This is a genomic window from Paenarthrobacter sp. NEAU-H11 (assembly GCF_050573415.1).
GTDB lineage: Bacteria > Actinomycetota > Actinomycetes > Actinomycetales > Micrococcaceae > Arthrobacter.
On the sequence record NZ_JBNZGA010000023.1, the window covers coordinates 66,365 to 73,444 of the forward strand.

A 7,080-nucleotide genomic window follows, 5' to 3' on the forward strand; every position below is an offset into this window, starting at 1 on the left:
TGGTGGGGTCCGTGCCGGGACCGTCAAGCGTTGGTGCGCTGCTGGGGAGCCGCGACATCCGCCAGGATCCGTGTCAGCACGGCTTCCGGAGTGGCTCCGGAGAACTCTGCCTCCGGATCCATGACGAAACGGTGGGTCCACACCACCGGGGCCAGTTCCTTGATGTCATCCGGCAGCACGAAGTTCCGCCCCTGCCCGGCCGCCCAGACCTTTGCTGCACGGACCATGGCCAGGGCCCCGCGGACCGAGACGCCCAGTCGGGTTTCGGGGGCGTTGCGGGTCTCCTCGCAGAGCCGCGAGATGTACTCGAGCACGGCCGTGTCCACGTGCACCGTGGCGGCGAGGTCTGCCATATCGGCCACAGCCTGGGTGGTGATGACGGCGGAGAGATCCTGCGACCGGTCCTTCAGGTTGGAGCCGCCCAGCAGCCGGACCGTGGAGGCGTGGTCCGGGTAGCCGATGGAGGTCTTGATCAGGAAGCGGTCCAGCTGTGCCTCCGGCAGGCGGTAGGTGCCTGCCTGCTCGATGGGGTTCTGCGTGGCCATCACCATGAACGGGCGCCCGGCCTCGTAGGTGACGCCGTCAACCGTGACCCGGGACTCCTCCATGACCTCCAGCAGAGCCGACTGGGTCTTCGGCGAAGCACGGTTGATTTCGTCCGCCAGGACGATGTTGTTGAAGATCGGGCCCTTGTGGAACTCGAACTTCTGCGTCTTCTGGTCGTAGATGGTCACACCGGTGACGTCCGAGGGCAGCAGGTCCGGGGTGAACTGGATGCGGTTGTTGGACCCCTGCACCGTGGCGGCCAGGGCCCGGGCCAAGGAGGTCTTACCGGTGCCGGGGGCGTCCTCGAACAGCACATGGCCTTCGGCGAGCATGGCGGTGAAGGTGAGCCGGATGACGTGCTCCTTGCCCAGGACGGCCTGCCCCACATTGGCAACGAGTTTCTCGAAGGTGTCTGCAAACCACGCGGCCTGCTCGATGGTCATGGTCATGATGTACGTCCTTTGGTGAGGCTGCTGGTTAGGCGGGGCGGAAACGGGGGGTGGGCTTGAACGGTCAGCATCGGGGAACGTCCGGACCGCTGATATCGATCGTGGCGCGCTTGACGTACCAGCCGGGCCAGGGGCCGCCATCCATGCGGTACCACTTGTAGTAGCCGGGATCCGACTCTGGCGAACCGTAGATGTTCATCCAGCAGGCGCTGTCGATCCAGCCGTCCGAGAAGGACACCCAGTTGGCGTCGCTGGAACCGCAACGGGCATCGCCGTTGACATTGCTGTATCGGTCTGGAACGCCCGGCTTTCCGGGGCAGCTGTTGACGGTCGAAGCCTCGACCCGGACCTTTGTGGGTGCCGGAGGAGGCGTCGGGTCGGCGCCGGATGTGGAGGTCGCTGGCCCGCCGATGGCGCCGTCCACCACCGTCACGGCACGGACCCGCAGTCTATGGCTCTGGCTCCATCCGCCGGCGCCGGCATCGAAGCTGTTGGCCTTGTTGACGTTCTGCCACGCTCCGCCGTCCATGCTGACCTCGTAATGGCTCAGCGGACGGCCGTTGGTGTTCGGGTTGTTCCAGGTCCAGTGCACCTGGCCATCGCCCTTCGGTGATGTGCCCCCGTTCACGTTGGGTGCATTGGCCGGTCCGTACGGGTTGCCGGCTCCGATGGCCTTGGCGTCACCGGACACGTTGTTCTTGGTGGACGTGGCAATGATGTTGATGGTGATGTCCTGGCCGTTCGGCAGGCCGTTGATGTTGCCGCCGGGGGCACTGATGGGCCCGGCCTGGCCGTTTGAAGCCCGGTAGGAGTAGGCGATCTCGCTCGCCGTGGAGCCGTTGCGCTGGGCTTCCGTCAGGGGCGTGAAGGTGACCTTGAGCTGCCCGCTGTTCCCCGTTTCCGCCACCGTTCCACCGCTGACCTGGCCGGGCTTGCCGGCAGCACGGATGGCCGCTGACTGGGCACTTGTCCCGCTGGTGCCCGCTTTGTTGGTGGCAGACACCGTGAAGGTGTAGTTGGTTTCGGAGTTGTCCACCGTGACGTTCTGCGAGGTACCGGCCACTTGCTGGCTGGACACCACGGCACCGCCGCGGAGGGTGGTCAGGGTGTACGCCGAGACGGCGTCGCCATTGTTGTTCGGCGCAGTCCAGCTCACCTGCAGCTGGCTTTGCGAACCCACCGAACCCGCCTGCGCCGCAGATGGTGCGGCCGGAGTGGCCGGAACGCCCGCCGGAACCATGGCTGCTGAATAGGGGCTCCACTCGGAGGGTTCCTTGGCATCATTGCGCGCCAGGACCCGGACTTTATAGGAGACGCCGTTCTGCAGGCCCTTCCAGACGTAGCTGACGCCCGTCAGGTTTTGGATCTGGGCGTTCTGGCCGGCGGGAGGAGGCGAGATCTCCAGGTCGTAGGACTTCACCGGTGAGCCCTTGCTGGCCGGAGCGGTCCAGTTGACGGACAGCTCCCTGTCACCGAACTTCAGCGACGGTGCCAGCGGGGTATCGGGCTTGACATCAGGACGCACCTCGGCGGACGCAGGCGAGCGGTCGGACTCGCCGAACTCGTTCGTGGCCGTGACCTGGAAATGGTACTTGGTGTTGTTGACCAGCCCGTTGAGGGTGCAGGTGTTGGCCGGGCAGTCCTGCCGGAAGCCGGACTCTCCGTACACGGTGTATTTAGTGATTGCTGAACCGCGGTCCGCCGGCGCCGTCCAGGTCAGGAGTGCCGTCTGGTCCCCCACGCTCTGCGCCTGCGGGGTGGTGGGGGTTTGGGGTTTGTCCTTGACTGTCAGCCGGACGCGGGCGGTGGCATTGCGGGAGTCATCGCCGGTCTTGTCGGCCACTGTGTAGGACACCACCATGGTGCCGGTGAATCCAGGCGCAGGGGTGACTGTGATGGAATCGCCGTTCACGTCCACGTTGCCGCTGCCGGTTTCCGCAGCGGCCGCAATGATTTTGAGTGCGGTCTCCGGGAACGGGTTGGCATCGTTGGCGAGCACGTTCACCGTCACCGGTTTACCGGCGGCAACGTTGTCCTGCACGTCGTCGTTCGCCACCGGCTTCGGCCGGTTGGAAGCCGTCACCTTCAGCTGGTAGGTGGCCGTGGCTTCGAGCCCGCGGGAATCCCTGGCTTTGACCTGGACGGCGGCCGTCGTCCCGGCCCCGCTCGAGTCTGCCGCGGAAACCTTCAAGGTCTTGCCGTCGATGCCGGCGTTGAAACCGGCAGGCGATCCTCCCACCAGCTCGTACTTCATCTTTTCGACGTCGTCCCGGTCAGGGTCCGCCGTCAGCTTGCCCAGGTCGGTGCTCGCGGAGTCGCCCTTGGGCACGTCCAGGTTTGCGCCCAGCAGTTCCGGAGGGTTGTTCTTGTTCGGATCCGGCAGCACCTTGGTGCGGATGCTGAGGGTGGACTTCAGGCCGGCCGGATCATCCGGGCCGGTCCCGTCGGTCACCTCGAAGGTAAGGGAACCCGGTCCCACGTAGTCCGCGCCGGCGGTGTACTTAAGTCCCGTGCCGTCTCCGGTCATGGGGTCGCTGCCGTCGGCGCCGATGAGCCTGATGCGGTCCGTCTGGGTGAGCCGCGGCGAGCGGCCCTCCCGGACCCTGACCCACTCATCCAGGTCAACATCCACGGACTGGCCGGCAACTACCTCAAGCACTTCGTCCTTGGCCAAGGTGGGCACCTGCTGGCCGAGGCCCGGTACCCAGATCACCGCCGTCGACTTCTGGCCGTCCACATCCTCCACGGTGTAGGGGATGAGCTGGGGCTGCTCAGTCAGGTCCACGATCATGTTGCCGTCCGCCCCGGGCCGGGCGGTGGTGGCTTCGGTGCTGACCTTGAGGTTTTCCCCTACGCCGTCCGGGTCCTCGTCGTTCTTCAGGACAGGGACGTCCACTGCGGTTTTGCCCATGGTCTGCGCGGACGTCACCCTGTCATCACGGGCGATGGGCGCCTTGAGGGGAACCTCGTTGTCCACCACGACGCGGATTGCGGCCTGGGCGGAGGCGTCGCGGTCGTCTGCAATGGTGTAGCGCACGTTGACGGTTCCGGCTTCTGCTGGAGCCAGCAGGATGATCCGGCCGCTCGCTTTGCTTACCGTGGCCTGCAGCGCTGCGTCGGCCTCGATGCCGTCACTGAGGATGCGGATGAGGTCGCCGTCGGGATCGGTGTCGTTGCCGGTAGCGTCGACGGCGATCTGGCGGCCGGGGCGAACCCTCACTTCGTCGTCCACGGGAGTGGGCTTCTGGTTGACCTCGCCGCGCGGGGCGATGCCCACGGTGACGGTTCCGGTGTTGACGGCGCCCTGCCGGTCCACCACCTTATAGCGGAACGTGTCTGTCCCGGCGCCGTTGCCGGCAGCCGTGAAGTCGATGAAGTTGCTGCCCACGGTGGCCATGCCCATCGCGGGCGTACTGTCGATGCCGGTCAGCTGGACGGAGTCGCCGTCGGGATCGATGCCGTCCAGCTGGACGGGAATCCGGACCGTGCCGGCGGCCACTACGCGTGCCGTCAGGTTGCGCGGCTGCGGGCGTGAGTTTTCGGCCCCCTCCAGGGGAAGGATGTGGATGGTCACCGCTGCGGCGCTCTTTTGGCCCTGCGGATCCACGGCGTTGTAGATGGCCCGGACGGTCTTGGGCTGCGGGCCGGCAATGAACCGGAGCGTGTTCTCCGAGACGAAGCTCTTGCCGTCCACGGGATCAACGCCCTGCGGAAGAACCGGGTCCACGGTGAGCTCCTGGCCCTGCGGGTGGGTATCGTTCTCGAGCACCGGGATGGTGACGACGTCGTTGACCCGGACGTTCACTTCGTCGGGCTTGGGCTGGGGTGCTTCCAGGACGGCGGGGGCCGGGACGGGCACCACCGATACGCTGCCGGTGGCCGACTTCTTGCCGTTGGACATGGTGTATTCGAAGAGGACCGGGTCCTTGGTTCCGAGGATGTCGGTAATCCGCAGGACGCTGTGGTTGATCACGCTCACGGATGCGGTCGAATTTTCCGGCAGCTTCACGGACTGCAGCACCAGGACTCCCCCCGAGGGATCGGAGTCGTTGGCCAGCGGGTCCACCAGCACGCTTCCGCCGGTGGGCATGAGCGCGACGTCGTGGACGGCGACGGGGTTGCCGGTTTCATCCCCGGACTCAACGTCAACGCGGATCAGCCCCTGGCTGCTTTGCGGCCCGTTGCTGGCGATGTAGGTGAGGTAGACGGGGCCGGGGGTGGTGCTGCGGAAGGTGAAGGTGCCGCCGTCGGTCACGGGACCCAGCTCGGCGGGGCCGCTGGCCTCCACCTGGGCCAGGCGGAGGGCGCCGCCGTTGGGGTCCACGTCGTTCTTCAGCGGCGAGATGACCAGGTCCTGGCCTGCCACTGCCGTGACGTGGTCGGCGTTGACCACCGGTGCAAGGGCTCCCGGCGGCTGGACGTTGACCACCACTTTTCCGGTGACAGTGGCCCTGCCGTCCCAGATGGTCACCTCCACGGCCTTCTTGCCGGCTGTCGCACCGGAGTCCTGGAAGGTCAGCAGGCCGTCGCGGCGGACTTTGACCTGGTCCTGGTCGTTGTCCGCTTTGGCGTCAAGGAGCACCAGGTCGTCCCCGTCGGGGTCAATCCAGTCGGTAAGGATGTTCTGGCTGACGGTTTTGCCCTGTTCCACGAGCATGGTGGTGTTGTCGCCGCGCTTGAACCGGGGCGGCTTGTTCTCTTCGGGGGCCACCACGCTGAGGGTGACCTGCCCGGTGGCGGAAAGGCCGCGGCCGTCGGAGGCGCTGTAGCTGAATGTTTCCGTTCCGGGCTTCGCGCCGGCCGGAACGGAGATCTGGAAGGCCGTGCCGCCGTAGATGTTCTCAAGGCTGCCGGCCTGGGGTCCGGAATCCCCGACGGCGGCAGTGAGGACATCGCCGTCGGGGTCCGAATCGTTGTCCAGGACGCTGAGGATGGTGGTGCGGCCGGGGCGCACGCCGACGGCGTCGGGCTTGGTTTCCGGCGGACGGTTGGGCTTGGTGCGGTCCGGCAGGACGTTGATGGTGTTGTTGTCCGCGGATTCCTGGTCCTGCTCGTCGGATTCGTTCTTGGGCGGGATGACGTCGTCCCAGTTGTTGACCAGCTGCATGTTCTGGTTCACCAGCCACACGTTCCCGGAGTTCACGTCATTCAGGACCACCAGGTCCCGGTTCACCCGGAAGACATACGACGGCGAGGCACTCGCCTTGGGCACGTCAACGTTCTTGTCATCACCATCATTGACACAGTCCCGCACATACTTGTTAGCCCCGGACCACGCCGCATGCACACACCCGCCCAACTGGACCGGGGCAGCCGGCACGCCCTCGCCGTCGAACGCCACCGCCTTCGCCGTGGATCCGTCCAGGGGCTGCTTCAGCAACGCCTTCCGCGTGGCGATGGCCACGAAACCGCTGGCAGGGCCGCCCTGCTGCAGCTTCGCCTCCCGCGCATTCTCCAACTGGAGCCGCTTCCCGCCGGGCAGGAACAACTTCCCGGCCGCCGCATCCAAAAGCACCGGCTTGTCCCCCACCACCGTGATCTGCAGATCCCCCGAACCCTTCAGCTCGGCCCAGGTCTCCGACTCCGAGGCCGTCACCTCGCCGTTGGCGTCAACAGCCGTCACCGTCACCGCGCCGGACTTGGGGTCCGCCGAGTAAATCCGGTCATCATCCCCGACCGCCGAGACAATGCCCTCCGAACCCACCATCACGGGCTCCGACGCTTCCTCGTCAAAACCATTAACAGTGGACGGAGACACAGCCCACACCTTGCCCGACGCCGCATCCGTCACGGAAATAACCTCCGAGCCGAAGCTCACGTCCGCCGATCCCGGCAACTGCTTATCCCCGCCCAGCCGCATGTTCGCCGGCGACACCTGGTTCAGTGTTGACCCGGTCTCATCATCGACGAACACATCCCCCGCATCCTGCAGGATGTCGAACGTCGTCGAAGCGGGCGTCACCGCCCCATCAAGAACGCGGGAGGGGTAGTTAAGCCGGCCCACCGCATTCTTCGACTTCGAGACCACCCACACCCCGCCGTCGTTCAACTCCACCTCGGTGGTCTTGAACCCCGGATACAGCAC

The 7,080-nt window shown here is 66.1% G+C and carries 2 protein-coding genes; both read right to left on the reverse strand.

Features of this window, described 5'->3' with window-relative positions:
- Positions 1–23: 23 nt before the first annotated feature.
- Positions 24–995 carry an AAA family ATPase gene (locus ACQ3DC_RS20240; RefSeq protein ID WP_157238672.1) on the reverse strand — a complete coding sequence of 324 codons (972 nt, stop codon included), beginning with the start codon at positions 993–995 and terminating at the stop codon, positions 24–26.
- A 64-nt stretch (positions 996–1,059) separates the two neighbouring features.
- Positions 1,060–7,080: Ig-like domain-containing protein (locus ACQ3DC_RS20245; protein WP_430753051.1), on the reverse strand; the 6,021-nt coding region annotated here is incomplete at its 5' end.